Genomic DNA, 24,956 nt, shown 5'->3' with positions numbered 1-24,956 from the left:
GGAGATGACTCCCCGGGTTAAAACGCCGGTGGCGTCGTCGGGGACGCGGCCTAGGCCACGGACTCGCGACCGGCGGTCTCGGACTCGCGGCTGACGGCCTCGGCGGCCTCCTCGGCGGCGGACGCCGCGATGTCGACCGGGTTCTCCCGCGTACGGCGGATGCCGAGGATGCTGATGAACAGCGACGCGAAGATCGTCTGGAAGCTCATGACGAACGCGGTCGCCGAGGGCACGACGAGGCGCAGCGACTCGGCCGGGATCAGCTCGCCGAAGCCGCGGCCGCCCCAGTGGGCGAGCGAGGCCACCAGGCCGACGAGACCGGCCACGGCCAGGGCGCCACCCGCGAGCAGGCCCTTCTCCAGCGTGACGACGTCCACCAGCCTGCGGATGCGCCGGTCTTCGGGGAGGAAGCCCTCCTCGGCCGCGTACACCTTGGTGAACAACGCGAACAGCACGGCCTGGAAACCGCTGACCACCATCGCGGACGCGCCGACCAGCGTGTCGACGTCGAAGGCGAGCTTGCCGATGTAGACCGGGCCGAACGTCAGCGCGGCCCCGGCGACGAGACCGAGGCTCATGAGCACCAGGCCCGGGATGAAGAACAGCCAGCGCGGGCTGTAGAGCAGCAGGAAGCGCAGGTGGCGCCAGCCGTCCCGCCAGGAGCGCAGGTGCGGCGGGCGGGAGCGGCCGTCGGGCGACAGCGTGGTGGGCACCTCGCGGACGTCGAGCCCCTGCAGGGTCGCCTTCACGACCATCTCGGAGGCGAACTCCATGCCACCGGTCTGGAGTCCCAGCCGCAGGATCGAGTCGCGGCGGAAACCGCGCAGTCCGCAGTGGAAGTCGCCGATCGCGCTGGGGAAGAACAGCCGGCCGATGAACGACAGGACCGGGTTGCCCAGGTAGCGGTGGAGCGGGGGCATGGCGCCCGGGGCGATGCCGCCGCGGAACCGGTTGCCCATGACCAGCTCGGCGCCGTCCCGGAGCTGCTCGACGAAGGGCATCAGGCTGGTGAAGTCGTAGGAGTCGTCGGCGTCGCCCATGATGACGTACTTGCCCCGGGCGGCGCGGATGCCGCCGATCAGGGCGTTGCCGTAGCCCTTCTCGTCAATATGGACAACCCGAGCGCCCGCGTCACGGGCCAGCTGTTGCGAGCCGTCGGTGCTGCCGTTGTCGGCGATGACCACCTCGCCGTCGATTCCGTTCTCGCGCATGCAGGTGAGAGCCTTGCGAACACAGATCTCAACGGTCTCGGCCTCATTGAGGCATGGCATGACAACGGTAAGTTCCACGTCGCAACTCCTCGCATATGACGGCAGGACACCAATGATGCCCGCTTCCCAGTAGCGTCCGAGTCAAGTCCGCGAAACGGCTGGCATTCTGTAACCGTGACTCCACCCACCGCTGGAGCGGCGGGCTCCCCGCGTCGCCGGCCAAGCGGCGTCGCAGAGGACGAGCCCGGCCCGGAGAATTCTCAGCGCGCCGGCCACGTCGGCGTGCGCGGTATGCCCGCAGGTGAAGTGCCGGAACTCCGGCCGGGTGGCGCGGTTTTCCGCCACATGCCCGCGGGTGTCCATTCGAAGGAACCGGCGAGATTCGAGGGGAGGAAGCGCGGACGCACCCGCCGGCTGAAGCAGGCGGTCGGCTCCGCGCGACTTTGATGGTCGCGATCGCGGATCCTCCGTCGGTGAACGCCTCCCCTGTCGGCGGCTGGGGCCGTCCGCTCGCCCTGCTGCGCCGCCACCGGGTCTTCGCGGTCACGCTCGGCGTCGCCTTCGTGCTGCGGATCGTCACGATGCTGGGCTTCGGCCCGGCCATGTGGTTCAACGACTCCTACGACTACGTGTCCGTGGCGCTGCGCCCGCGTCCGCACCCGATCCGCCCGGACGGGTACGGCTTCTGGCTGCTGCTGCTCAAGCCGTTCCACAGTTTCTCGCTCGTGGTGTTGACCCAGCACCTCATGGGCCTGGCGGCGGCGTTCCTTATCTATGCGCTGCTGACCAGAAGATTTGGGATGCCAGGCTGGGGGGCGACGCTGGCCGCCGCCCCCGTGATGTTCGACGCCTACCAGATCCAGCTCGAACAGCTGATCATGTCGGACACCATGTTCATCCTGCTCGTCGTGGGCGTGGTGACGCTCGTGCTGTGGCGGGAGCGAATGACCTGGCGGGGCGGGACCGTGGTCGGCCTGCTGCTCGCGCTGACGGCGCTGACCCGGAGCATCGGCCTGCCCATCCTCGCCCTGGTCGTGGCCTATCTGGTGATCAAGCGGGCGGGCTGGAAGCCGATCGCCGCCATGATCGCCGCGTGCGCGCTGCCCGTGCTCGCCTACATGGGCTGGTTCAAGGCGGTGAACGGCCAGTTCGCGATGACCAACAGCGACGGGGTGATCCTCTACATGAGGACGTCGCTGTTCGCCGACTGCCACAAGATGAACATCGACGAGCGCCGCGAGCTCGAGCTGGCGCTGCTGTGCATCAACGTCGCGCCCAAGGACCGCGGCCTGTCCGCGCAGGCGTACCTGTGGTGGGACGACCAGAACCAGCTCCACGTCTTCGGCTCGGGCATGAAGTTCACCCCGGAGATCAACGCGAACGCCAGCGCGTTCGCGAAGAAGGCGATCCTGTCCCAGCCGGGCGACTACCTGGCCGCGGTGGCCAAGGACTTCTTCCGCGCCTTCCAGTGGGGCCGCCCGCGGTTCCCCGACGCCAAGACCTTCCTGCAGTACGAGTTCGACAACGAGTACACCCGCAAGCTGCCCAAGTGGAGCTCCTACCACAGCACCACGGACAAGGACGCCGAGGCGTACGAGAACGGCCCGGCCGCGACGCACGTGGTCTCGCCGTGGTCGGACATCATGATCGGCTACCAGAAGGTCGTACGGCTGCCGGGCATCGTGCTGGGCCTGCTGCTGCTGTTCGGCCTGTACGGCGTGGCGCGACGCTGGCGCGACCTCGGCGGGCCCGAGCTGCTGCCCTGGCTGGGGGCGGTGGGACTGATCCTGGCCCCGGCGGCGACCGCCGAGTTCGACTACCGCTACCTGCTGCCCGCGGTGCCGCTCGCCTGCCTCGCCGCCGGCATCACCGCCGCCGGTCTGCTGGGCCGCCCCTCGCCGCGGCTGTCCTCCCTGCGCCTGTCGCCACTGCGCCCGTCGTCGCTGCGCCCGTCCTCGCGGCGCCGCCCCTCGCTCCGCTGACCCGGCACGCGGCGCCCGGTCCCCGCCCGGGGGTCGGGCGCCGCGGATCGCGTTTCCCGGGGCCGGGCGTTTTCCCGGGGTCAGACGCCGTGGACGGCGTTGTAGAGGTCGCGCTTGGGGACGCCGGCCGACTTGGCCACCTCGACGATGGCCTGCTTGCGCGGCACGCCCGCGCCCTCGCGCCTGGCCACCTCCTCGACCAGTTCCTCGATGCCCGGCGCGGCCTCCTCGGCGGTCCGTCCCGCCACCACCAGCGTGATCTCGCCCCTGACCTCGCCCGCGGCCCATTCGGCCAGCTCGCCGAGGCCGCCGCGCCGCACCTCCTCGTAGGTCTTGGTGAGCTCCCGGCAGACGGCGGCGGGCCGCTGCGCGCCGAAGGCCTCCGCCATCGCCTCCAAGGTCGCGTGCAGGCGGTGCGGCGCCTCGAAGAACACCATCGTGCGCTCCTCGGCCGCCAGCGCAGCCAGCCGCCTGGCCCGCTCCCCCGGCTTTCGCGGAGGGAACCCCTCGAAACAGAACCGGTCGCTCGGCAGGCCGGAGACGGCGAGGGCGGTCGTCACCGCCGACGGGCCGGGCAGCGCCGTCACGGGCAGACCGGCCTCGACCGCGAGGCGGGTGAGCCGATAGCCGGGGTCGGAGACGCCCGGCATCCCCGCGTCGGTGATCACGACGACGGTCCGTCCCTCGCGCAGCGCCTCCAGCAACTCGGCGGCCCTGGCACTCTCGTTGGCGTCGTAGTAGGACACCACGCGGCCCCCGATGGCGATCTCCAGGTCGGCCGCGAGCCGCCGCAGCCGGCGGGTGTCCTCCGCGGCGATCACGTCGGCCGCGGCGAGCACCTCGCGCAGCCGTGGGGACGCGTCTTTGGGCTGGCCGATCGGGGCTGCGGCGAGAACGAGCACGCGTCCACCCTATGGCGGGCGTGAAACATTCATCGACGAGCGGCCGGTTGGCCCAATCCACGCGCGACCCGTGTCCTTGGCGGGGACTCACCAGTAATCTGTCGGCGTGGCCGTGACCGACTATTCTCACAAGGCGTTCGAGCAGCCGGAAGAGGGACCACAGGACAACGCTCCCGCGGTTTCCCTGCGCGACCGGCTCGTGCCGCCCATGCCCGGCAGCGCCATGTGGGGCTGGCTCGGCCCCATCCTGGTCGCCCTCTTCGGCGGGTTCCTCCGGTTCTACCGGCTGGGCACACCGCATTCGGTCGTCTTCGACGAGACGTATTACGCCAAGGACGCCTTCGCCACCGTCAAGTACGGCGTCGAACGGCAGTTCGTGGACGGGGCGGACAAGCTCCTGCTCGCCGGCAACGAGCACATCTTCAAGCAGTGCGGCTCGGTGAGCGAGTGCGCCTCCTACGTGGTGCACCCGCCGGTCGGCAAGTGGCTGATCGGCTTCGGCGAGATGATCTTCGGAGCGAACCCGTTCGGCTGGCGCTTCACCGCCGCGCTGCTCGGCACGCTGTCCATCCTGATCCTCGCCCGCACGGCCCGCAGGATGACCCGCTCGACGCTGCTCGGCTGCGCGGCCGGTCTGCTGCTGTCCCTCGACGCCCTCCACTTCGTGCTGTCCCGTACGGCGCTGCTGGACATCTTCCTGATGTTCTGGGTGCTCGCCGGCTTCGCCTGCCTCGTGGCCGACCGGGACTGGTCCCGCGGCCGGCTCGCGGACTGGCACGAGGCGGGGTCGCCCGCGGACGGTCCGCGGCTGGGCCTGCGGCCCTGGCGCCTGGCCGCCGGGGTGTGCCTCGGCCTGGCCATGGCCACCAAGTGGACCGGCGGCTTCTACATCGCCGCCTTCGCGATCATGTCGCTGCTGTGGGACGCGGGCGCCCGGCGGGCCGTCGGAACGCCCCGGCCGTACGGCGTGGTCGTCCGCCGCGACCTGCCGCTCGCCGCGGCGTGGATGGCGGTCGTCCCGATCGTCACCTACGTCCTGTCGTTCACGGGGTGGTTCGTCACCGACAAGGGATACGGCCGCAACTGGGACCAGGCCACCTCGAGCGGCCCGGTCTACTTCGTCATCGACTCGCTCCGCTCGTGGTTCGACTACCAGAAGCAGGTGCTCACCTTCCACACCGGTCTGGAAACGAGCCACCCGTACCAGTCCGAGCCGTGGCAGTGGCCGCTGCTGCTGCGCCCGGTGGCGTTCTTCTATGAGTCGCCGAAGAACTGCGGCGCCGCCTCCTGCTCCTGGGCGGTCCTCGGCACCGGAACGCCGGTCATCTGGTTCGCCGGTGTGCTCGCGCTGATCGGCATGATCGCCTGGTACGTCGCGACCCGCGACTGGCGGGCGGGCGCGGTGCTGCTCGGCTACGCCGCCGGATGGCTGCCGTGGTTCTACTTCGCCATCGCGGACAACCGGACGATGTTCATGTTCTACGCGATGCCGATGGTGCCGTTCATGATCCTGGCACTCGTGCTGGCCTGCGGACTGATCATCGGCAGCGAGAATCCGGCCCGGCCCAACCGGCGTGTGACCGGCACGGCCGTGGTCGGCGCGTTCGTGCTCCTGGCTCTGGTGAACTTCGGGTGGCTCTATCCCGTGATCGCCGCCGAGTCCATCCCGTACGACTCCTGGCACGCGAGGATGCTGTTCGACTCGTGGATCTGACACCCCCGTATGGTTGGGCGCGTACGTCGCGCCCTAAGGTGCACCCAGAGGGGGGGTGGTCGCGAGTGATGCCCGGTCGTCGTCAACGATGGGGTCGATACGGCAGACTGCGGGTCATGCCCGCACCTGACGTCGCCGCGCTCCTCGCCCAACTGGAGCGCTCCGAGCCGGACATCGCCGAGCCCGCCCGCGTCGCGGTCGAGTGGCTCGCCGGCGGCGAGGCGCTGGAGACCATCAGCCAGTTCGACGTGTGCGAGTTCCTCTGGTACACGCTGCCGCTCAAGGTGCCGGGCGACCAGGCGACCATCGCCAGGGCCCTCGGCCGGCTGCTCAGGCTCGCGGGCATGGAGCGTTACGCCGCCCTGTGCGACTCCCCGGCCACCGCCCGGATCCTGCTGACGTACGCCAGGGAGGGCGAGGAGGCCGGGGCCGCCGCCTACCACCGTGAGCTCGAGGCCACCGGGGTGCTGCCCCCGGACATCGCCGAGCTGTCGTGGAGCTCGATCATGGGGCCGGAGGAGCTCGGGGCGCACGTCGCGTGCGCGGCCGCCCTGGAGCTGGCCATCGTCACCGGCGACCCGGTGGACCGTGAGGAGCTGACCCGCCGCTGGCTCACCGCGCCCCGCGCCGAGCTGGGCGGCGACTGCTGGCTGCACCGGGTCCACGGCGAGCGGCTGAACCGCTGGGTGCTCGGACGCGGCACCGCCCGCCGCGAGCTCGCCCAGCCCTTCGAGGTGCGGCTGCACGCCCCCATCACGGCTCCGGACGAGCCGCACCTCGAACCGCTGCGCTGGCTGCTCGGCCTGGCCCGCACCGGGGTACGCCTGACCGAGCGGCTCAACGTCGGGCGCGCCGTGGCCGCCGAGGCGGCCGACCGGTTCGGCTGGGGCAATCGGACCAGGTCCGGGGTGGTGCGCGGCGAGGCCGACGTGCCCGCTCTCACCGAGCTGCGGCAGATCGCCGTACACGATCTCGGGGCGCTGCGGCGCAGCGGCCGGAGGCTGGTGCTCACGACCACGGGCAGGAACCTGCTGGACGACCGCGCCGCGATGTGGGAGGCGGCCGCGCCCACGCTGCTCGTCCCCGCCCCCGGGGAGCACGACTTCGAGGTCTCCATCCGCGAGTCGGCGCTGATGATCCTGGTGGACCGCGACGTGGTGCGGGACGGCGAGCTGCGCGACCGGGTCGCCGAGGTGGTCAACGGCGAGGGCTGGCGCGCCACGGACGGCGGCCGGGTCGGCGGCGCCGACCTCACCGGCCCGCTCGCCCGGCTCCGGCACCGCCTCGACGCCCTCGGGCTGGAGACCGCGGCCCACACACCGGAGGCGACGGGCCCAGCGCCGGAGACGGCGGCGGGCCGAGCGTCCGAGAGCGCGAGGCGTGCGGCGGACGCCGTGCCGTGGCGGCTCACGGATGCCGGGCGGCGCGCCGCGCTCGCCGCGCTGCGCGCGCAGGCCCTGCGCCCCCGCCAGTACGCCGGCCTCGGCTGAACCCGGCGGGCACCCGCGTGCACTCCGCATGCACCTCGCGGGCTCCCCGCGCGCTCGCCGCGCGCTCGCCGCGGGCTCGCCGCGGGCTCGCCGCGGGCTCCACGGGGTGCCCGCGAAGCGGGTCAGGGCGACCTCAGGCGGGGGTGCAGGGCGCGCCGTTGAGACGCCACTGCACGGGGTTGGAGTTGACCCCGGAGTAGTACCCGTTGAAGCCGATGTACACCGTCTGACCGGGAGCGATGTCGCTGCCCCAGGACGGGGCCGCCGCCGTCACCTCGGAGCCGGTCTGGGACCAGGTGGCCGACCACCCCGACAACACCATCTGCCCCGAGTCGGTGAAGAGGAACGTGAGCCGCCAGTCGTGTACGGGTGCGGCGCCGGTGTTGGTGATCGAGATGTTCGAGCTCATGGTGCCGTTGAAGCCGAACGATCGGTAGGTCACCCGGCAGGTGATCGGCCGTGGGGACGGCGACGGCGTGGTGATGACGTCGTTGTAGATCCTCACGGTCACGGACCCCGACGCGGGCGAGACGGCTCCCTCTGTGTCCACGGCCACGACGTGCAGCTCGTGGTCCTCGAAAGCGACACCGCTGGGCGGCCAGCGCAGGGTGAGCTCGCCACCGGTGGCGTTGGGCCCGAAGGTCGCCTTGACGGACGTGACGCCGTCGCGCGTCTCCTGCACCCGGTAACAGGCGATGCCGTCCTCGTCGGTGGCGGGCGCCCAGCGCAGGCTGACCGCGTTCAGGAGCACATGGACGATCTCCGGCGTCCCCGGAGCGGTCGGCGGCGTGCCCGCCGACGGCGTGCCCGACTCGCAGGGGATGGGCGTGGGCGGCGGCGGCGCCGTCGTGAGGGCGTAGGCCGTGGCCCCCGCCTCGGTCTCCACCGCCGCCGGTGCGACGAGCGCGGCGGCCGCCAGGAGCACCGCCGTCACCCAGGCGCCCATCCCCGTCTTCGATCTCATCGTCCGCACTCCTCGTGTGGTCAACGGCTCGGTGACGGCGATCGTGAGCGCCGGGCGGCGGCCGGTCAACGGGCGGCGGCTCGCACGGCCGTACGCGCCTGGTGGGCGGCGCACGGTGCTGCAACTTTCAGGCGCGGCCGTCGAGGACCTCCAGGTAGTGGGCGTTGTACATGATCCCCACGATGTTGCCGAACGGGTCGGCGACCGAGGCGGTGACGAACCCCGGGCCGCGCTCCGTCGGCGCCTCGTGCTCGGCGGCGCCCATCGACAGCAGCCTGGCCAGGCTCGCCGTCACGTCGTCGACGTGCCAGTAGACGACGGCCCCGCCCGGCCCGCCCGCGTCGTGCGGCGCGTAGCGGCGGTCGATCAGTCCCAGTTCGTGCTGGTAATCACCGAGGCGGAACTCGGCGTAGGCGAGCCGCCCGTCCGGTCCCCGGCGCTCGAAGTACGCCTCCACGCCGAGCAGCTCCGCGTACCACCTCTTCGCCTGCTCGACGTCGTCCGCCCAGAAACTCACGGTCGTCATTCCGCGCAACATTCGTGCTCCCTTCGTTGGAGATGAACGCTAGGAGGCCTTGAGGAACGTGCGGTTCCGCAATGCGCGGGAGACTGTGGCCATGCTGGAAACCTCCGTACGGCTGCTGCGGTTGCTGGCGCTGCTCCAGGCGCGGCCCGGCTGGTCCGGCGCCGAGCTGGCGGACCGGCTCGCGGTGACCACCAGGACCGTGCGCAACGACGTCGAGCGGCTGCGCGTCATGGGCTACGAGATCCAGTCGACGACCGGCACGGCCGGCGGTTACCGGCTGGGCGCGGGGTCCGCCCTGCCCCCGCTGCTGCTGGACGACGAGGAGGTCGTCGCCGTGGTCGTCAGCCTGCAGGCCGCCGCGGGCAGCACCGTGACCGGCATCGAGGAGACCTCGCTGCGCGCGCTCACCAAGCTCCAGCGCATGCTGCCGTCGCGGCTGCGGCACCGGATCGAGGCCGTTCGCGCCGCCACGGTCGCGGTGCCGGGCCACGGCCCCACCGTGGATCCCGAGACGCTGACATCGATCGCGGCGGCCGTCCGCGACCGCGAGACCCTGCGCTTCGACTACCTCGACCACCGGGGCAACGAGGGGCGCCGCACGGCCGAGCCGCACCGGCTCGTGTTCACCGGGCGGCGCTGGTATCTGCTGGCCTGGGACGTCGACCGGCGCGACTGGCGGACCTTCCGCGCCGACCGCGTGCGGCTCCGCACCCCCAACGGCCCCCGCTTCACCCCGCGCGAACCACCCGAGGGCGACGCCGCCGCCCACGTCGTACGCGGGGCGGGCTCGGCCGCCTGGAGGCACCCGGCCGTCGTGAGGCTGCACGCGCCTGTCGAGGTCATGGGCGCGAGGCTCACCGCCGCGGCCGGCCTGCTGCGCGCCGACGGCGCGGACGCCTGCGTGCTGGAGACCGGCGGCGACTCACTCCACAATCTGACGGCCTTCCTCACCGCGCTCGACGTGCCCTTCACCGTGCTCGACCCGCCCGAGCTGCGCGCCCACCTGCGCGCGCTCGCCGAGCGCTACCGGGCGGCGGGGGGCGGGTAGCGTGTGAGGTCATGCCGGACGAGACACTTGCCGCGGACGACGACATCCGACACGTGAACGCGTTCTGGCGGACGCTGGGCCTGCCCGGCCTGATCGACGTCCACACCCATTTCATGCCGGAACGCGTCCTGGCCAAGGTGTGGGCGTACTTCGACTCCGCCGGGCCGCTCGTCGGCAGGACCTGGCCGATCACCTACCGGCTGCCCGAGGACGACCGCCTCGGACGGCTCAGGGCCTTCGGCGTGCGGGCGTTCACCTCCATGCTCTACCCCCACAAGCCCGGCATGGCGGAGTGGCTGAACGACTGGGCCGCCGGCTTCGCCGCCCGAGTGCCCGGCTGCCTGCACACGGCGACGTTCTTCCCCGAACCCGGCGCCGCGCGGTATGTCGCGCGGGCGGTCGAGGCGGGTGCCCGGGTGTTCAAGGCGCACCTCCAGGTCGGCGGGTACGACCCGAACGACCCGCTGCTCGACGAGGTCTGGGGGCTGCTGGAGGATCACGGCATCCCGGTGGTGACCCACTGCGGATCAGGCCCGGCCCCCGGCCCGCACACCGGGCCGGAGCCGATCGCGGCCCTGCTCGCCCGGCATCCCCGGCTGCCGCTCGTGATCGCCCACATGGGCACTCCCGAGTACGCCGAGTTCCTCGCCCTGGCCCTGCGTCATCCGGCGGTCTGCCTGGACACGACGATGGCCTTCACCGGCTTCACCGAGGAGACCGCGCCCTTCCCCCGGGATGCCGTCCCGCTGCTGCTGGAGCTTCAGGACCGCGTCCTGCTCGGCACCGACTTCCCCAACATCCCCTACCCGTACGCGGAGGCGCTGTCGGCCCTGGCCGGCCTGGACCTCGGGGACGGGTGGCTGCGCGCGGTCTGTCACGACAACGCCGCCAGGATCTTCGGTCTGTACGAGGCGAACCGCCGAAGGTGATCCTCGCGGAGCGGGGGGTTCAGGAAGACAGGCTGTCGTCGGCCGGTGCCGTCGTCACCTCGGCGGGAGCGAACGGGAGGCACAGGACGAAGCGGGCGCCGACGGGGCTGTCCTCGATCGTCAGGCTGCCGCCGTGGGTCTGCGCGATCTGCCTGGCGATCGGCAGCCCCAGCCCCGCGCCTCCGGCGTCCCTGCTTCGAGCCGCGTCCAACCGGGTGAACCGGTCGAACACCATCTCGCGCTTGTCCCGTTCGATCCCCGGCCCGTCGTCGACGACTTCCAGCACCGCCGCACCCTGCGGAAAGCGCCGATCGCCGCAGTCGCCGCCGGGCTCGTGCCGTACGGACACGGTGATCGTCGAGGAGGCGTGCCGTTCGGCGTTGTCGAGGAGGTTGGTCAGCAGGCGGGCCAGACCCACCCTGTCGCCGAGCACGAGCGCCCCGGGCTGGAGGGCGGAATCGATCCGCTTGGCCGGGTGACGGCGGTTGCGCAGCTCGGCGGCCACGACCTCGGCCAGATCGAGCCGGTGCTGCTCGCCGCGCATGCCGTGGTCGAGTCGTTCGAGGGTGAGCAGGTCGTGCACGATCGCCTGTAGCCGGTCGAGGCTGGGCAGGAGGACCGAACCCAGCTCCGGCACGCTGGTCTCCTGCGGCGCGAGAAGCCCGTCCTCCACCTCCGCGCGCATGGCCGCTATCGGAGTGCGCAGGTCGTGGGAGGCGTTGGAGACGAACTCACGCTGTTGCCGCAGCGCGCTCTGCACCTGCCGCAGCGCGGTGTCCAACCGGCCGAGCGTGTGGTTCACGCTCTCGGCCATCCCCTGGATCTCGTCGTCCGTGGCCGGCACCGGCACACGGCGACCGGGACAGTCCCCGTTGATCTCGTCGAGCTCCGCCCGGATGGCGTTCACCGGCCTGAGCGATGCCCGTACGTTCCGGTAGCCGAGGTAGGTGATGGCCGCGGCCAGCGCCGCCGCGCCCACTCCCACCAGCGCGGCCAGGCGGGGGTCGACCCACGGGGGCACCTCAGGGGAAGCGCTGTAGACCATCCACCTCTCGCCCGCGCGGTGCGCCCACTGCGCCACGACGATGTCGCAGTCGGCAGCCGGGAAGATGCCGCCGCACACGACGCAGGTCGCGCTGTTCCTGCTGTCCCGCGGGACGAAGCGCGCCATCCTCGGCATGCCCCGCACATCGGGGGTCGAGGCGACCACGCGGCCGGATGGGTCGACCACCTGAAGGTGGCGGAACTCGCGCCCGGCAAGGGGATAGGCCAGCTGTCCCCGCTCCATCTGGACGGCCACGCGGCCGCCCGCCGCCGCGACCTCCCTGGTGACGGTGTCGCTGGCGTAGTGGTGCACGGCCGTCATGAGGAGCAGGGCCAGCAGCGCGCACAGCAGGGTGGCCACCACCCCGGTGAACAGGGTGATGCGGCTGGTGATGGAGAAACGGCCCTGCAGGTTCATCCTGTCCCCTCCGGCCAGTGGACCACACGGGGCGGAAAGGGCCGGGAAAGAGGCGATCCCGCAATCTCCACGGAGCGTCAAGACCCTGCCCGCATCTCCTGTGGAACGCCAGGGGTTCTTCCACGTCTCCTCCACGTGACCCCACGGGAGACAGCCGCCGACCGCGGGTCCTGCCCTCCTCGGCTTCCATCAGGCCGCCAAAAGGACCTGTAACGGCCGGCGCGGGCCGACCAAGGCGCGGGAAACCGAGGCTTCCCACTCACCTTCAGGGGCCTTGACGTGGCGGTAGGCGTGCCGCAGGTGGCACCCGGCTCCGAGCAGCGAAAAGGCCCGCCAGGTGGATCACCTGACGGGCCTTCGTCGTGGTGGAGCTATGGGGATTTGAACCCCAGACCCCTTCGATGCGAACGAAGTGCGCTACCGGACTGCGCTATAGCCCCAACGACCTCGACTAGATTAGCAAACTCTCCGGGGTGTTCGCGCCACCGACTCAGTCTCCGGCCGCGCGGCGCCCGTCGGCGTACTGGTCGAAGACCTGGACGCGCTTGCGCGCCTCGAACTTGATGATCTCCGCCTCGCGGGCCGCCGCCGCCAGGGCGCGGCGGCGTTCCCGCCGGCGGCGCAGGTGCTCGGCCCGCGCCCGGGCGGCCTTCTCCCGCTGCTCCCTGTCCGCGCGTACGGCCACGCGCAGCACGGCGAAATAGCCGACGAGGAGCACGCCCGAGGGCGCGACGGCCCACCAGGGCATCACGCGGACGGCCGCGGTGACCACGGAGGCCAGCACGAGCAGGATGCTCCACAGAAGCCGCCGCCGGCGCCGGGCGAGGATCCGGGCGCGCCGGTGGGCGGCGACACGACGGGCCCGTGCGTGCCGCTCCGCCGCGATCTGGTCCGGGGTGACGGTCTCGGCGCCCGGCGCCGCAGCGGAGGACGCGGCGGGATCGGCGGAGCCCGCGGACACGGCCGGCGGGGTGACGACCGTGTCGGCGTCGCCGCCGTCCGCGTCACCGGTGCCGTCGGAGTCGCCGGAGGCCTCGTCGGAAGCGTCGTTGGAACCGGCGGCCTCCGAGGAGTCGTCGGCGGGCAACTCGGACAGCGTGAAGGCCTCCGGCTGCTCCTCGAACAGCTCGTCGTCGGTGTGCCGGTCCCGGCGCAGCCACATGGGCAGCAGGACGCTGAGCCACATGACGACGATGGCGAGGTAGAGCAGGGCGCTACCCATGCGCCCACCCCCACGCCCTCCGGCTATGGGCATGGTGAACACGTCCGTGGCCCTGTGTCGGCGGAGAGGTGTTCACGTCACGCACCGTAGGACTGTGTGTCACTGAATGACGAGCATTCAGTCCGGTGTGTCGCGAGATCGTCAAAGCTCTTCATGTAATTCGATCCCGTGCGAGCGCGTGGTTCCCACAGGCCACGCCCGTCGCTCGCGATGAAGACCTGCTACCGGTGGGCCAGCGGCGGCCGGGGTGCGATGGACGGAGTCCGCTTCCTCATGTGGGTGCCTCCCGTGACGCGGTTTCGGTTACCGCCACGGAGCATCACAGCGCCCGCTAGTGATCGGTTTGCCCTTCGATTGCAGCCGGCCGGGCGCCGTCTCCTAACCGGGGCTGGACTCGCTGCGGCGGGCGGCCGAGTTCATGGTGCGGCGCCACTGGACGAGCAGTCCGCGCGGCACGTCCTCGACGGTCAGCGCGTAGCAGATGTGGTCACGCCAGGCACCGTCGATGTGCAGTTGACGCCGGCGGATGCCCTCCTCGCGGAACCCGAGCTTCTCCACGACTCTGCGGCTGGCGTGGTTCTCCGGCCGGATGTTGGCCTCAAGTCGGTGTAAACCGGTCGTGAAAAAGCAGTGGTCCACCGCCATGGCGAGCGCGGTCGGGATGATGCCCCGCCCGGCGAGCGCGCCGTCGACCCAGTAGCCCACCTGCGCGGAGCGGGCCGACCCCCACACGATCGCCCCCACGGTGAGCTGCCCCGCGAAGCGTCCCTCGTACGTCACGACCCAGGGCATGGCGAGCCCTTGGCGGGCCTCGCGGCGCAGCGTGCCGACCATGGAGACGTACGGCCCGAGACCGGTGCGGAACAGCGGGGTCTCCGGGTTGCTCGGCTCCCAGGGCCGGAGCCATTCGGCGTTGCGCAACCGGGTGTCGCGCCAGTCCCGCACGTCACGCAGGCGCAGCGGCCGCAGCCCGACGGGCCCCTCGGCCATGGACGCCGGCCAGCCGCGAAGTCGATCCATTCGTCAATCATCCACCGGAACACGGTCAACGCGCCACGCGGGACGCGCCCCGGTCTCGGCGGGCTCCTCAGCGGGCATGGTCGCCGCCGTGGATCTGGTCGACCACGTGACCCAGGATCGGGGTCAGCACGGCCATGCCGTCCCGTACGCCGCCGGAGGACCCGGGCAGGTTGACCACCAGCGTCCTGCCGGCCTGCCCGGCGAGACCACGGGACAGGATCGACGTCGGCACCTTCTCCCGGTTGACCTGGCGTATGGCCTCGGCGATGCCGGGGATCTCCCGGTCCAGCACCCGGCGGGTCATCTCCGGGGTGAGGTCGAGGGGCGTCACCCCGGTGCCGCCCGTGGTGACGATCACGTCGTAGCCTTCGGCGACGCCCTCGCGCAGCGCGGCCTCGACCGCGTCCCCGTCGGGGACCACGCGGGGCCCGTCCACCCGGTCGCAGCCCGCCTCCTTGAGGAGGGAGGCCAGCAGCGGCCCGGAGCGGTCCTCGTAGACGCCCGCGGACGCCCTGTTGGACACCGTCACCACCAACGCGCGCACGCCCTCACTCCTGTCCGGACCGGGTCCAGTGGCCCGTCTTGCCGCCCGTCTTCTCCTCGACCCGGACATCGGTGATCACCGCCGCCGGGTCCACCGCCTTGACCATGTCCACCAGCGCGAGCGCCGCGACGGTGACGGCGGTGAGCGCCTCCATCTCGACGCCCGTCCTGTCGGTCGTACGGACCCGGGCGGTGATCTCCACCCCCTCGTCCACGACGGCCAGGTCGACCTTCACGCCGGTCAGGGCGATCGGGTGGCACAGCGGCACGAGGTCGGGGGTGCGCTTGGCGCCCATGATCCCGGCGATGCGCGCGACGCCGAGCGCGTCGCCCTTGGGCACGTCTCCCGCGCGGAGCACGGCCACCGCCTCCGGCGACAGCAGCACCCGGCCCGTCGCGACGGAGGTACGCGCGCTGACGTCCTTCTCGGAGACGTCCACCATCCGGGCGGCGCCCGACTCGTCCACGTGCGTCAGCTTCATAGCGGTATCACCTCCACCTCGGCGCCCTCGGGCAGCGAGGTCACGTCCTCCGGCACCACGATCAGCGCGTTCGCCCCGGCCAGCGCCGCGAGCTGGTGCGAGCCCTGCCGGGTCACCGGCGCCACGGTCTCCCCCGTCTCCCCGGTATCTCTGCTCAGCACGGCCCGCAGGTATGACCGCTTCCCCTCGGGAGACCGCAGCGGCGCGGTCACCGTTGCCCGTACGGTCGGGGGCGGCCCTGCCGGGAGACCCTGCATCGCCCGCAGAGCGGGCTTGACGAAGAGCACGAACGACACGAACGACGAGACCGGGTTGCCCGGCAGCGTGAAGATCGGCACGCGGTCGGGCCCCACGACGCCGAAGCCCTGCGGCATGCCCGGCTGCATGGCGACCTTCTCGAAGGTCACCGTGCCCAGCGGTGACAGGGCCTCCTTGACCGGTTCGTACGCCCCCATCGAGACGCCGCCGCTGGTGATCACGGCGTCGGCCCGCAGGAGCTGGGCGTCCAGCGTGTCCATGAACTCCTTGGGGTCGTCGGTCACCGAACCGGCCCGGAACCCCTCCGCCCCGGCCTCGCGTACGGCCGCGGCGAGCATGAAGCTGTTGGACTCCCAGATGCGCCCCGCGCCCAGCGGGGTGCCGGGCTCGGCGAGCTCGGCACCCGTGGACAGCACGACGACCCTCGGCCGGGGCCGCACCCGCACCCGGCGGCGGCCGACCCCGGCGAGGATGCCGATCTGGGCGGGCCCGATCCTGGCGCCCTCGCGGAGCACCACGTCGCCCGCCCGCACGTCCTCACCCGCCCGCCGGATCGCGTTGCCGACCGGCGCCGGCCTGTCGATCCGTACGCGGGCGGTGCCCCCGTCGGTCCACTCCACCGGCACGACGGCGTCGGCGCCTGCGGGCATCGGCGCCCCGGTCATGATGCGGGTGACCAGGCCGGGGCCGAGGGCGTTCAGCCCGCCGTCCCCCGCCGCCACGTCCCCGATCACGGGCAGTGTGACGGGCGTGGCGGCCACGTCCTCGGCCCGTACGGCGTAGCCGTCCATCGCCGAGTTGTCGAACGGCGGCAGCGCGACGGGCGAGGCGACGTCCTCGGCCAGCACGGCGCCGAGGGCGGCCTCGATCTCGACCTCGAGCGGTGCGAGCGGGCGCACCGTCGCGAGGATGCCGGCGAGATGGCGGTCGACGGACTTCATCGGCTCACTGTCCGGACTTGTTCAGGAACTCCCGCAGCCACGGCAGGAACTCGGGGGCGAGGTCGTCCCGGTTCGCGGCGAACTGCACCACGGTCTGCAGATACTCCAGCTTGTTGCCGGTGTCGTAGCGACGGCCGCGGAACAGCACGCCGTGCACCGGGCCGCCCTCCTCCGGGCCCATCGAGGCCAGGGTGCGCAGGGCGTCGGTGAGCTGGATCTCGCCGCCGCGCCCGGGCGGGGTGCGCTCCAGCACGTCGAACACGGCGGGATCGATCACATACCGCCCGATGATGGCCCAGTTCGAGGGCGCCTCGTCGGCCGGGGGCTTCTCCACGAGGTCGGTGACGCGGACGACGTCGTCCTCGTCGGTCGGCAGAATGGCGGCGGCGCCGTACAGGGAGACATGCTCGCGTGGCACCTCCATCAGCGCGACGACGCTGCCGCCGTAGGTCGCGCGCACCTCGATCATGCGCTTGAGCAGCGGGTCGCGGGGGTCGATGATGTCGTCGCCGAGCAGGCAGGCGAACGGCTCGTGGCCGACGTGCTGCTTGGCGCACAGGACGGCGTGGCCGAGGCCCTTGGGCTCACCCTGCCGCACGTAGTGCATGGTGGCGAGGTCGACAGGCTCCTTCACCTGGTTGAGCCGCTCCTCGTCGCCCTTGGCGCGAAGAGCGTCCTCCAACTCGTACGCTACGTCGAAGTGGTCCTCGATCGAGCGCTTGTTGCGGCCGGTCACCATGAGGACGTCGAGCAGCCCGGCGGAGACGGCCTCCTCCACCACGTACTGGATGGCCGGCTTGTCGACGATGGGCAGCATCTCCTTGGGAGTCGCCTTCGTCGCGGGAAGGAAGCGGGTGCCGAGACCCGCGGCGGGCACGACGGCTTTGGTCACGGGATCGAAGTCAGCCATGAGTAGACACTAACGGAGCAGTCTTTGGACAAGATGAACCTGCGTCGGCGTATCCTGCGCGGCCGGTCGGAACTCGATCCCGGGACGCTGCGCGAGTCGTCGGCGGCCATCAGGGAGTTACTCCTCGACCAGCCGTGGGTGCAGATGGCGGGGCTGGTGGCCTGCTACTGGTCGACCGGCGCCGAGCCGTCCACCCAGGGGCTGATCCTGGCCCTGTGGAAACACGGCGCCACGGTGATGCTGCCGGTGCAGCGCGCGGACGGCGACCTCGACTGGGCGGTGTACGACGGTCCCGACTCGCTGGCGCCCGGCCCGAACGGGATCATGGAGCCGGTGGACGTCCGGCGCGGCGTCGACGCGATCCGCACCGCCGCGCTGGTCATCGTGCCGGCCCTGGCCGTGGACCGGGTCACCGGCGTACGGCTCGGCCGCGGCGGCGGCTTCTACGACCGGGCGCTCGCCCGCGTGGGGCCGAACGTGCCGACGGTGGCGCTCCTGCACGAGGGCGAGCTGATCGAAGGGGTTCCCACCGAGCCCCACGACCAGCGCGTACGCTTCGCCGCCCTCCCGAGCGGAATCGCCCGATTGGTACAGATGTGACAAGATTGACCTAAGGGACGGCGAAGGGAGCGGGTGGGTCTGAACGTCTGGCTGCTGCTGTCCGCCGCCGTCGTCATCGCGGCCATCGCGTCCGTACGGATCGCGCACCGCACCGGCCTTCCCACGCTGCTCATCTTCCTCGGCATCGGCCTGCTGCTCGGTGAGGGCGGCATCGTCGGCATCAACTTCGACAACGCCCAGACGGCCCAGCAGCTCGGCATGATCGCCCTCGCCGTGATCCTCGCCGAGGGCGGTCTCACCACCAACTGGAACCACGTACGCGACGCCGTGCCGACCGCGCTCGTGCTCGCCACGGTCGGGATCGCGGTCAGCGTCGTCGTGCTCGCGGTGACCGTCGCCGCCCTGCTCGGCATGGAGTGGCGGATGGCGCTGCTGCTCGGCGCGTTCCTGGCGTCGACCGACGCGGCGGCCGTGTTCTCCGTGCTGAGACGGCTGCCGCTGCCGCCCCGGCTCGCCGGGATCCTGGAGGCGGAGTCGGGCTTCAACGACGCCCCGACCGTCATCCTCGTGATAATGCTGAGCGCGGGCTCGTCACTGACCCTCTCGCTGCCGCACGTCCTGCTGGACACCGCCGTCGAACTGGTCATCGGCGCGGCCGTCGGCCTCGCCGTGGGCCCGGCGGGGGTGTACGCGCTGCGCCGGGTCGCGCTTCCCGCCTCCGGCCTCTACCCGATCGCGGTGCTGGCGCTGGCGTTCGTGACCTACAGCGGGGCGACGCTGCTGCACGGCAGCGGGTTCCTCGCGGTGTACCTGACGACGCTGATCCTGGGCAACGCCCGGCTCCCCCACCGCGCCGCCACGCGCGGCTTCGCGGAGGGCGCCGCCTGGCTCGCCCAGATCGGGCTGTTCGTCATGCTCGGCATGCTGGCCGATCCGCGCGAACTGCCCGGCGTGATCGTCCCGGCCCTGGTGTCGGGCCTGCTGCTCGTCCTGCTCGCCCGCCCGGCGTCGGTCCTGGTGTCCGGCGCGGTGGTGCGGCTCCTGCGGCTCGGCTCGCTGTCGTGGCGCGAGCAGGTGTTCCTGTCGTGGGCCGGGCTGCGCGGCGCGGTGCCCATCGTGCTGGCGGCGATCCCCTGGGCCGCCGGCCTGCCGGGGGCGAAGGGCCTGTTCAACGACGTCTTCATCATCGTCATCGTGTTCACGGTCGTGCAGGGGCCCACTTTGCCGTACCTCGCCCGGCTGCTCGGCCTGGCCGCCGAGGGCGAGGCCCGCGACCTCGACGTGGAGGCCGCGCCGCTGGGGGAGTTGAACGCCGACCTGCTGCAGGTCCGCATTCCGCCCGGCTCGCTCATGCACGGCGTGGAGATCTTCGAGCTCCGGCTGCCCGCGAACACCATGGTCACGCTCGTCGTGCGGAAGGGGCAGTCGTTCGTCCCCACGCAGACGACCCGGCTGCTGGCGGGCGACCAGCTTCTCGTGGTCACCACGGCCGCCCAGCGGGAGACCGTCGAACGCCGCCTGCGCGCCGTCAGCCGCCGCGGCAAGCTCGCCGGCTGGTACGGCGAACGCGGCGGCTGACCGCCGTCGCCCGGGGTTGTCCGGAGGTTTCGCGGGGAATCACGGGCGCTTCGCGGGCGAATCACGGGCGGTTCGCGAGCGGATCACGGGCGGTTCGCGAGCGGATCACGGGCGGTTCGCGAGCGGATCGCGGGCGGTTCGCGGGCGGATCGCGGGGTGAGCGAATGGGACGGCGCGGGGCAATAAACCGGGCTGGAGTGGCGTTTGGGCTTGTTGACTGCTTACCATTAGCAATCGACCCGGTCGAGTGCCAGTCTCAGGAGGAGCGAGTGCCTACCTACCAGTACGCCTGTACCGCTTGCGGTGAGCAGCTGGAGGCCGTCCAGAAGTTCTCTGACGACCCGCTCACGGAGTGCCCGGTCTGCCAGGGCAAGCTGCGCAAGGTCTTCTCCGCCGTTGGCATCGTGTTCAAGGGCTCCGGCTTCTACCGGACCGACAGCCGTTCGTCGAGCTCGTCGACGACCACGTCCACCACGACGACGTCGTCCTCGAAGTCGTCCGGCGACTCGGGCAAGAAGGAGCCCGCGACCTCCACGAGCTCGTCGAGCACCTCCTCGTCGAGCACGTCGTCGAGCACGTCGTCGTCCGGCTCCACCGCCGCCGCCTGAGGTTATCCACAGGGGCCGACGGGACACGGCGGGTGTGCGGCGCCGTTCGCTAGTGTCGGCCCATGGTCAATCGCGCAGATATCGGGGTCATCGGCGGCTCGGGGTTCTACTCGCTGCTGGAGGACGCCGAAGAGATCGACGTGACGACGCCGTACGGCCCGCCGAGTGACTCGATCACCGTGGGCCGCATCGGCGAGCGGACCGTCGCGTTCGTCCCACGGCACGGCCGCGGCCACACCTTTCCTCCCCACCGCATCCCCTACCGGGCGAACATGTGGGCCCTGCGGTCCCTCGGCGTCCGTCAGGTGCTCGCGCCCAGTGCGGTCGGGTCCCTGCGCCCGGAGATCGGGCCTGGCGCCCTCGTGATCCCCGACCAGCTCGTGGACCGCACACAGAGCCGCGAGCAGACCTACTACGACACGGGCGGGGCTGTTCACGTGTCGTTCTCCGACCCCTACTGCCCCTCCGGCCGGGCGGCCTCCGTGGCCACGGCGCGCGAGACGGGCTGGGACACGGTCGACGGCGGCACTCTGGTCGTGGTCGAAGGGCCCCGCTTCTCCACCCGGGCCGAGTCGAAGTGGTTCGCGGACGCGGGCTGGTCGATCATCGGCATGACCGGGCACCCCGAGGCCGTGCTCGCCCGCGAACTCGCCCTCTGCTACACGACGCTCGCCCTCGTGACCGACCACGACGCCGGCGTGGAGGCCGGTGAGGGGGTCACCCACGAAGAGGTCCTGGCATTCTTCGCCGCCAACGTGGAGCGGATGCGCACTTTGGTCGCACAGGTCGTCGAGGCCCTTCCGGAAGAGCGCTCCTGCCCCTGCGGCAACGCCCTCGACGGGATCAAGCTGCCGATCGAGCTCCCCTGACACGAGATGGTCATGCGTGATCTGAGACGGCTGACGGCGCGCCGTCGCCGTCCGATCGCCGCCGTCCTCGCCGGTCTGGCGGTGGCCTGCGTGCTGCTTGCCGTCCGTTCCCCTGACGGGGTGGAGGTCCTCGCCGCCGCCCACGACCTCGCCGGAGGCCGGCTGGCCGCCTCCGACGTGGTGGTCGTACGGCTTCCGCCCGACACGGTGCCCGCCGGGGCGTACGCGCCCGGCGCCCCGGTCTCGGGCCGCGTGCTCGCCGGTCCGTTGCGCCGAGGCGAACTCCTCACCGACGCACGGCTGCTCGGTCCGGGCCTGTTCCGCCAGTCCCTGGCCGGGCAGGCGTCCGGCTGGCATGAGCCGAGTGGGGAGGGCTCCGACGGTCAGGTGCCCGACGGGTCGGCCGGCGGTGGTCCGGCAGCGGCGCCAGGGGCTTCGACCGCGCAAGCGGGGGCTTCGGCCGCGGAGCCGGGGATGGTCGCGACGCCGGTCAGGATCGCCGACCCCGACGCCGCCCGTCTGCTGTCGCCGGGAGACGTGATCGACATCCTGGCGGCCTTCGAGGACGGCCCGTTCCAGGCCCGGACCGTCGCCCAGGAGGTGCGGGTGATCGCCCGGCCACCGGGCCGTACGGACGGCGGCGCGCTGCTCGTGCTGGCCACGACCCTCGGGCAGGCGGCCCAGCTCGCCCAGGCCCAGGCACAGGGCAGGCTCTCGGTGACCATTCACCCTCACTGATCGGCCTTGTCCGGCGGCGGATGACGCCGATCAGGCGGTGCTCGCCCCGGCCTGCCGCCAGGCCCGCTGGTCACGCGTGACCTGCCGGCGCATCTCCGTGAACCCGGCGGAGCGCACCTGTCAGAGCTGTGCGCCGAGCTTGGGGTCGTACTCCCAGTGCCAGGGTTCGAAGGGGCTGTGATACGACCAGTCGGGGTGGATCCAGCCATACCGCTTGCTGTTGGCCTCCAGCCAGTTGAACTGCACAGAACGGAAGCTCTGCACTCCGCCGCACAGATCGACGGCGAGCCCCAGACCGTGGTTGCTCTTGCCCGGAGTGGCCGCGAAACCGGGCCGCCGATAGTAGATCGACTGCTGCTCACCCAGGTTGCGATAGCTGTCGGAGATGCACATCGAGGCGCCGAAGCGCTTCTTGTAGGCGATGTTGAGATCGGCGAAGGCGATCGCCGCGTCCGCCCGCAGCTCCTCTCCGGCCTGCGGCAGGGGGCACAGGATGCTCTTGGGCAGCAGGCCGTTCGGGTACTGCTCCGCCTGACCGATCCTGGTCGGGTCACAGCCGCCCGCCCTTCCATCGCCGATCTTCACGCCGAGCTTGATCAGCGCCTTGGTCAGCGACCGGACCAGCGTGGTGGAGCGTTTGCGCAGCGCGGTGACCTGCGCGCTCAGCTGCGCCTCCTGCAGGAGACTGGCCGCCCGGAGCTCCTGCGCCTCCTGCGCGAGCTGCTGCTGCCGTTCCAGCAGCTTCACCGCGTCGCCGAGCACGTTGTTCCGCCCGGCGACAAGGTGATCGAGGTCGGCGATCCTCCTGAGCGTCTCCGTGCCGTTTCCCGCCCTGAAGAACGGGCTGAGTCCGTCGAGCGAGGGGTCCTGGTACAGCGACGAGGCGAGGTCGGAGAGCGGCTTGCGCAGTTTGTTGAGCTCCGCCGTGGCCTGCTGGAGACCCTGCAGCTTGGTCGCCAGCTCCTTCTCGACGGCGCCGAACTTCTTCTGGCGCGCCACCAGCACCCTGTTCGCGTCCTCGATGGACTTGTACGCCTTCTGGGCCTCTCGCCGCAGCTCGGTCAGCGTGGTGGGCTCCTTGTCGAGCACGCCGGCCCGGGCGCTTCCCCCGGCGGCCTCCGTGCGAGCGTTCGCGGAGCCCTCCGCGCTCGTGGTGTCGGCCAAGGCCGCCGCGGCCGTGCCGTACGGCGCGGAGACGGCCAGCGAAGTCATCACCGTGACGACCGCGATCAGCCTGGCTGATCGAGGAGATGGCACGATCGACTCCCCCGTTTGCGAACTCGTGACCTGGGTCAGGGACGCACGTTACTACAGCGCCCTCTGTGCCCGAGCCCCGGTTCGCATAAGTGCTATCGACCGGTCACGTCGCATTTGCGCGCTTCCAGCTCATCTCCCGCCTTCGGGTTGGCCCTCACGCTCGCGGCAGAGCTCCCACAGCCACGTGTCCCGCCACTCCGGCGCGCACGTGAAGGTCGTCTTCTCGCGAGGTTCCGGCCTCTCCACCGGCCGGCTCACCTTAGGTGCGTCCCCGTGGACGACCTCATGGACGGGTTGGGCGATCGGCAGGATCCGTACGAGCCCCTCGTAGAGACGCGCGGGACCGGACGGCTCGGGCACCGGGGTCGGGTTCAGCAGGGGCTTCCGCGCCGTCCCCGCCATCGGAACCACGTCGGCCCTCCGGGCCTCCTGGCCATCCGCGAGATTCGGCAGCACGGCCGGCCGCGTACCGGACGTTCCGGCGGGAGCCCTGTCTCCCGCGGTCCTGCCGGCTGCTCCGGCGCCTTTCTCGTCCGCCGTCCCCGCCGGTGTCGCACGTACGGCCGCAGTGCGTGAGAAGTCGCTCCGCACCCGTTCCCCATAGCCGGCGAAGTGGGCCATGAGCATGCCCGAGGCAAGGATCGCCGGCACGAGCAGCGCCGCGACGAGCACCACCGATCGCAGCCCGCGCGCGGATCCACGTCGCGTTACGGTCACGGCCAGCGACGGTAACCACCCTCCCGTGGTCGGCGTACAACCACTTGCCATGCCTTTACCGCAGGTCAGCCCGCTGATGACCGGCGACCTCGAAACGACACCCCCAGGGGAGGCGCGAGCGGGCCCAACCTTTCGCTAGGCTTACTGGTGCACATCGTGCGCCTCCGTAGCTCAGGGGATAGAGCACCGCTCTCCTAAAGCGGGTGCCGCAGGTTCGAATCCTGCCGGGGGCACCCAGAACAAGGGAAACTTCTCTGGACGCCGGTCCTCCTTCGGGAGGGTCGGCGATCTCTTTTGCGGCGGCGTTGATCGCGGGCAAGTTGTCCTCCTTGACGGTGATCCTGATCAGCACTTCGTGGGTGGCGGGGCGGTAGCGCAGCTCAAGGTTGAAGGCATCGAAGAGCTTGCGCTGGAGATCTTCCGGGACCGCGGCGAGATTCGTGGCCAGGGTGGGGAGTTCGCCGAGAATGCTGTGATCCTCGCGGGCCTGTGGCTTCTGCTCGGTCAGCGCCTTGAGCTCCTCGGCCTTGGCCTTGCGGGCACGCGCCAGGTCTGCGTACCGCCGCTGAAGCCGTTCACGGAAGTCGCGGTCAATGTCGTCGTCACCCGTCGGCACCTGGTCCTCGATCTGGGCGAGCACATTGTTCTGCCGCTTGTCGAGGTCGAGGATTTCCTTCTTCAGACGCTTAAGCGCCGTGTCGTCCCTCGGGATGTTCTCTGCCAGCCTGGCGCCTGTAGCGGCCAGGCGGTGTGGGCCGAAAACGCGCTCGGCGAAGAACTCGTGGACGAGATCCAACAGGTCGTCCTCCCGAATCCACAGGCTCTTCGGGTGGCCCGCATACCACTCGCGGCGATCCTTGTGGTGCCGCATGTCCGGCTCGCACGCGTAGTACGGCACATCCTTCTTGGTTTTGCCATACATCCGGCGATCGCAGATCTCACAGGACACGTATGAGCGAAGCGGGTAACTCCTGTGAGTCTGAGGGTGTGAGCTGGCCCCGGGCGTGGTCCGAGACCCCTGCCG

The 24,956-nt window shown here is 71.4% G+C and carries 24 protein-coding genes and 2 tRNA genes; 12 read left to right on the top strand and 14 right to left on the bottom strand.

Features of this window, described 5'->3' with window-relative positions; all coding sequences use genetic code 11:
* Window positions 1–50: 50 nt before the first annotated feature.
* Window positions 51–1,289 (bottom strand): glycosyltransferase family 2 protein, encoded by a 1,239-nt coding sequence (locus HHX35_RS17155; protein WP_205826036.1) that lies wholly within the window; start codon window positions 1,287–1,289, stop codon window positions 51–53.
* Window positions 1,290–1,684: 395 nt separating this feature from the next.
* Here HHX35_RS17155 and HHX35_RS17150 point away from each other — a divergent pair, with 395 nt between their 5' ends.
* Window positions 1,685–3,193, top strand: a complete 1,509-nt coding sequence (locus HHX35_RS17150) for a hypothetical protein (RefSeq protein ID WP_310739141.1) — start codon at window positions 1,685–1,687, stop codon at window positions 3,191–3,193.
* Window positions 3,194–3,273: 80 nt separating this feature from the next.
* Here the strand turns inward: HHX35_RS17150 and rsmI are convergent, their stop codons facing one another.
* Window positions 3,274–4,095 carry a 16S rRNA (cytidine(1402)-2'-O)-methyltransferase gene (gene rsmI / locus HHX35_RS17145; protein ID WP_139577252.1) on the bottom strand — a complete coding sequence of 274 codons (822 nt, stop codon included), beginning with the start codon at window positions 4,093–4,095 and terminating at the stop codon, window positions 3,274–3,276.
* 208 nt (window positions 4,096–4,303) lie between these two features.
* On the opposite strand from rsmI, the gene HHX35_RS17140 reads away from it, so the two are divergent.
* Both HHX35_RS17140 and HHX35_RS17135 read left to right on the top strand, forming a co-directional pair.
* Window positions 4,304–5,809 (top strand): dolichyl-phosphate-mannose--protein mannosyltransferase, encoded by a 1,506-nt coding sequence (locus HHX35_RS17140; protein ID WP_182900067.1) that lies wholly within the window; start codon window positions 4,304–4,306, stop codon window positions 5,807–5,809.
* A 116-nt stretch (window positions 5,810–5,925) separates the two neighbouring features.
* The gene (locus tag HHX35_RS17135) at window positions 5,926–7,299 is read left to right on the top strand and encodes a hypothetical protein (protein WP_182899814.1); all 1,374 of its coding nucleotides are present in this window, start codon (window positions 5,926–5,928) and stop codon (window positions 7,297–7,299) included.
* 133 nt (window positions 7,300–7,432) lie between these two features.
* On the opposite strand, the gene HHX35_RS17130 is transcribed toward HHX35_RS17135, so the two are convergent.
* Together HHX35_RS17130 and HHX35_RS17125 are read right to left on the bottom strand one after the other, a co-directional pair.
* Window positions 7,433–8,263, bottom strand: a complete 831-nt coding sequence (locus HHX35_RS17130; RefSeq protein ID WP_182899813.1) for a cellulose binding domain-containing protein — start codon at window positions 8,261–8,263, stop codon at window positions 7,433–7,435.
* A gap of 127 nt (window positions 8,264–8,390) precedes the next feature.
* Window positions 8,391–8,789: a VOC family protein gene (locus HHX35_RS17125; RefSeq protein ID WP_396780266.1), complete on the bottom strand. Its 399-nt coding sequence runs from the start codon at window positions 8,787–8,789 to the stop codon at window positions 8,391–8,393.
* A gap of 91 nt (window positions 8,790–8,880) precedes the next feature.
* Here HHX35_RS17125 and HHX35_RS17120 point away from each other — a divergent pair, with 91 nt between their 5' ends.
* Together HHX35_RS17120 and HHX35_RS17115 are read left to right on the top strand one after the other, a co-directional pair.
* Complete coding sequence (locus HHX35_RS17120; RefSeq protein ID WP_182899811.1) at window positions 8,881–9,837, top strand: YafY family protein; 957 nt, start codon at window positions 8,881–8,883, stop codon at window positions 9,835–9,837.
* A gap of 11 nt (window positions 9,838–9,848) precedes the next feature.
* Window positions 9,849–10,766, top strand: a complete 918-nt coding sequence (locus tag HHX35_RS17115; protein ID WP_182899810.1) for an amidohydrolase family protein — start codon at window positions 9,849–9,851, stop codon at window positions 10,764–10,766.
* Window positions 10,767–10,785: 19 nt separating this feature from the next.
* Here HHX35_RS17115 and HHX35_RS17110 read toward each other — a convergent pair whose 3' ends face one another.
* The 8 genes from HHX35_RS17110 to galU form a co-directional block, all read right to left on the bottom strand.
* Complete coding sequence (locus tag HHX35_RS17110; RefSeq protein ID WP_220505538.1) at window positions 10,786–12,228, bottom strand: cell wall metabolism sensor histidine kinase WalK; 1,443 nt, start codon at window positions 12,226–12,228, stop codon at window positions 10,786–10,788.
* A gap of 363 nt (window positions 12,229–12,591) precedes the next feature.
* A tRNA-Ala gene (locus HHX35_RS17105) sits at window positions 12,592–12,668 on the bottom strand.
* A gap of 50 nt (window positions 12,669–12,718) precedes the next feature.
* Window positions 12,719–13,450 (bottom strand): hypothetical protein, encoded by a 732-nt coding sequence (locus tag HHX35_RS17100; RefSeq protein ID WP_182899809.1) that lies wholly within the window; start codon window positions 13,448–13,450, stop codon window positions 12,719–12,721.
* A gap of 378 nt (window positions 13,451–13,828) precedes the next feature.
* A complete protein-coding gene (locus HHX35_RS17095; protein ID WP_139577242.1) occupies window positions 13,829–14,470 on the bottom strand; it encodes a GNAT family N-acetyltransferase in 642 nt (213 codons plus the stop codon).
* Between the two features lie 67 nt (window positions 14,471–14,537).
* Window positions 14,538–15,014: a molybdenum cofactor biosynthesis protein B gene (locus HHX35_RS17090; RefSeq protein ID WP_285786235.1), complete on the bottom strand. Its 477-nt coding sequence runs from the start codon at window positions 15,012–15,014 to the stop codon at window positions 14,538–14,540.
* Between the two features lie 4 nt (window positions 15,015–15,018).
* Window positions 15,019–15,495 (bottom strand): cyclic pyranopterin monophosphate synthase MoaC, encoded by a 477-nt coding sequence (gene moaC, locus HHX35_RS17085; protein ID WP_182899807.1) that lies wholly within the window; start codon window positions 15,493–15,495, stop codon window positions 15,019–15,021.
* Window positions 15,492–16,694, bottom strand: coding sequence for a gephyrin-like molybdotransferase Glp (glp, locus tag HHX35_RS17080; RefSeq protein ID WP_182899806.1), 1,203 nt, complete (start codon window positions 16,692–16,694; stop codon window positions 15,492–15,494). Before glp ends, moaC begins: the two co-directional genes overlap by 4 nt.
* A 4-nt stretch (window positions 16,695–16,698) precedes the next feature.
* Window positions 16,699–17,604 carry a UTP--glucose-1-phosphate uridylyltransferase GalU gene (gene galU, locus HHX35_RS17075; protein ID WP_139577238.1) on the bottom strand — a complete coding sequence of 302 codons (906 nt, stop codon included), beginning with the start codon at window positions 17,602–17,604 and terminating at the stop codon, window positions 16,699–16,701.
* Window positions 17,605–17,628: 24 nt separating this feature from the next.
* On the opposite strand from galU, the gene HHX35_RS17070 reads away from it, so the two are divergent.
* The 5 genes from HHX35_RS17070 (at window position 17,629) to HHX35_RS17050 (ending at window position 21,958) form a co-directional block, all read left to right on the top strand.
* Entirely contained in the window at window positions 17,629–18,204 is a 576-nt protein-coding gene (locus HHX35_RS17070; protein ID WP_396780261.1) for a 5-formyltetrahydrofolate cyclo-ligase, read from the top strand.
* Window positions 18,205–18,237: 33 nt separating this feature from the next.
* The gene (locus HHX35_RS17065; protein WP_182899805.1) at window positions 18,238–19,743 is read left to right on the top strand and encodes a potassium/proton antiporter; all 1,506 of its coding nucleotides are present in this window, start codon (window positions 18,238–18,240) and stop codon (window positions 19,741–19,743) included.
* A gap of 269 nt (window positions 19,744–20,012) precedes the next feature.
* On the top strand, window positions 20,013–20,351 hold the full coding sequence (locus tag HHX35_RS17060; protein WP_182899804.1) for an FmdB family zinc ribbon protein: 339 nt from the start codon (window positions 20,013–20,015) through the stop codon (window positions 20,349–20,351).
* Between the two features lie 62 nt (window positions 20,352–20,413).
* Window positions 20,414–21,220 (top strand): S-methyl-5'-thioadenosine phosphorylase, encoded by an 807-nt coding sequence (locus tag HHX35_RS17055; protein ID WP_182899803.1) that lies wholly within the window; start codon window positions 20,414–20,416, stop codon window positions 21,218–21,220.
* A gap of 12 nt (window positions 21,221–21,232) precedes the next feature.
* Window positions 21,233–21,958 (top strand): SAF domain-containing protein, encoded by a 726-nt coding sequence (locus HHX35_RS17050; protein WP_182899802.1) that lies wholly within the window; start codon window positions 21,233–21,235, stop codon window positions 21,956–21,958.
* Window positions 21,959–22,078: 120 nt separating this feature from the next.
* Here the strand turns inward: HHX35_RS17050 and HHX35_RS17045 are convergent, their stop codons facing one another.
* Complete coding sequence (locus tag HHX35_RS17045; RefSeq protein WP_310739140.1) at window positions 22,079–23,215, bottom strand: D-alanyl-D-alanine carboxypeptidase family protein; 1,137 nt, start codon at window positions 23,213–23,215, stop codon at window positions 22,079–22,081.
* Window positions 23,216–23,344: 129 nt separating this feature from the next.
* Complete coding sequence (locus HHX35_RS17040; protein WP_182899801.1) at window positions 23,345–23,932, bottom strand: hypothetical protein; 588 nt, start codon at window positions 23,930–23,932, stop codon at window positions 23,345–23,347.
* A 160-nt stretch (window positions 23,933–24,092) separates the two neighbouring features.
* On the opposite strand from HHX35_RS17040, the gene HHX35_RS17035 reads away from it, so the two are divergent.
* Together HHX35_RS17035 and HHX35_RS42640 are read left to right on the top strand one after the other, a co-directional pair.
* Window positions 24,093–24,165: transfer RNA gene (locus HHX35_RS17035), tRNA-Arg, on the top strand.
* 122 nt (window positions 24,166–24,287) lie between these two features.
* Window positions 24,288–24,887 carry a hypothetical protein gene (locus HHX35_RS42640; RefSeq protein WP_220505536.1) on the top strand — a complete coding sequence of 200 codons (600 nt, stop codon included), beginning with the start codon at window positions 24,288–24,290 and terminating at the stop codon, window positions 24,885–24,887.
* Window positions 24,888–24,956: the final 69 nt, after the last annotated feature.

The sequence above is a fragment of the Microbispora sp. H10830 genome (assembly GCF_014161375.1).
GTDB lineage: Bacteria > Actinomycetota > Actinomycetes > Streptosporangiales > Streptosporangiaceae > Microbispora > Microbispora catharanthi.
Note: the sequence above shows the minus strand (reverse complement) of the source record. Positions and strands in the feature narration are given on the sequence as shown.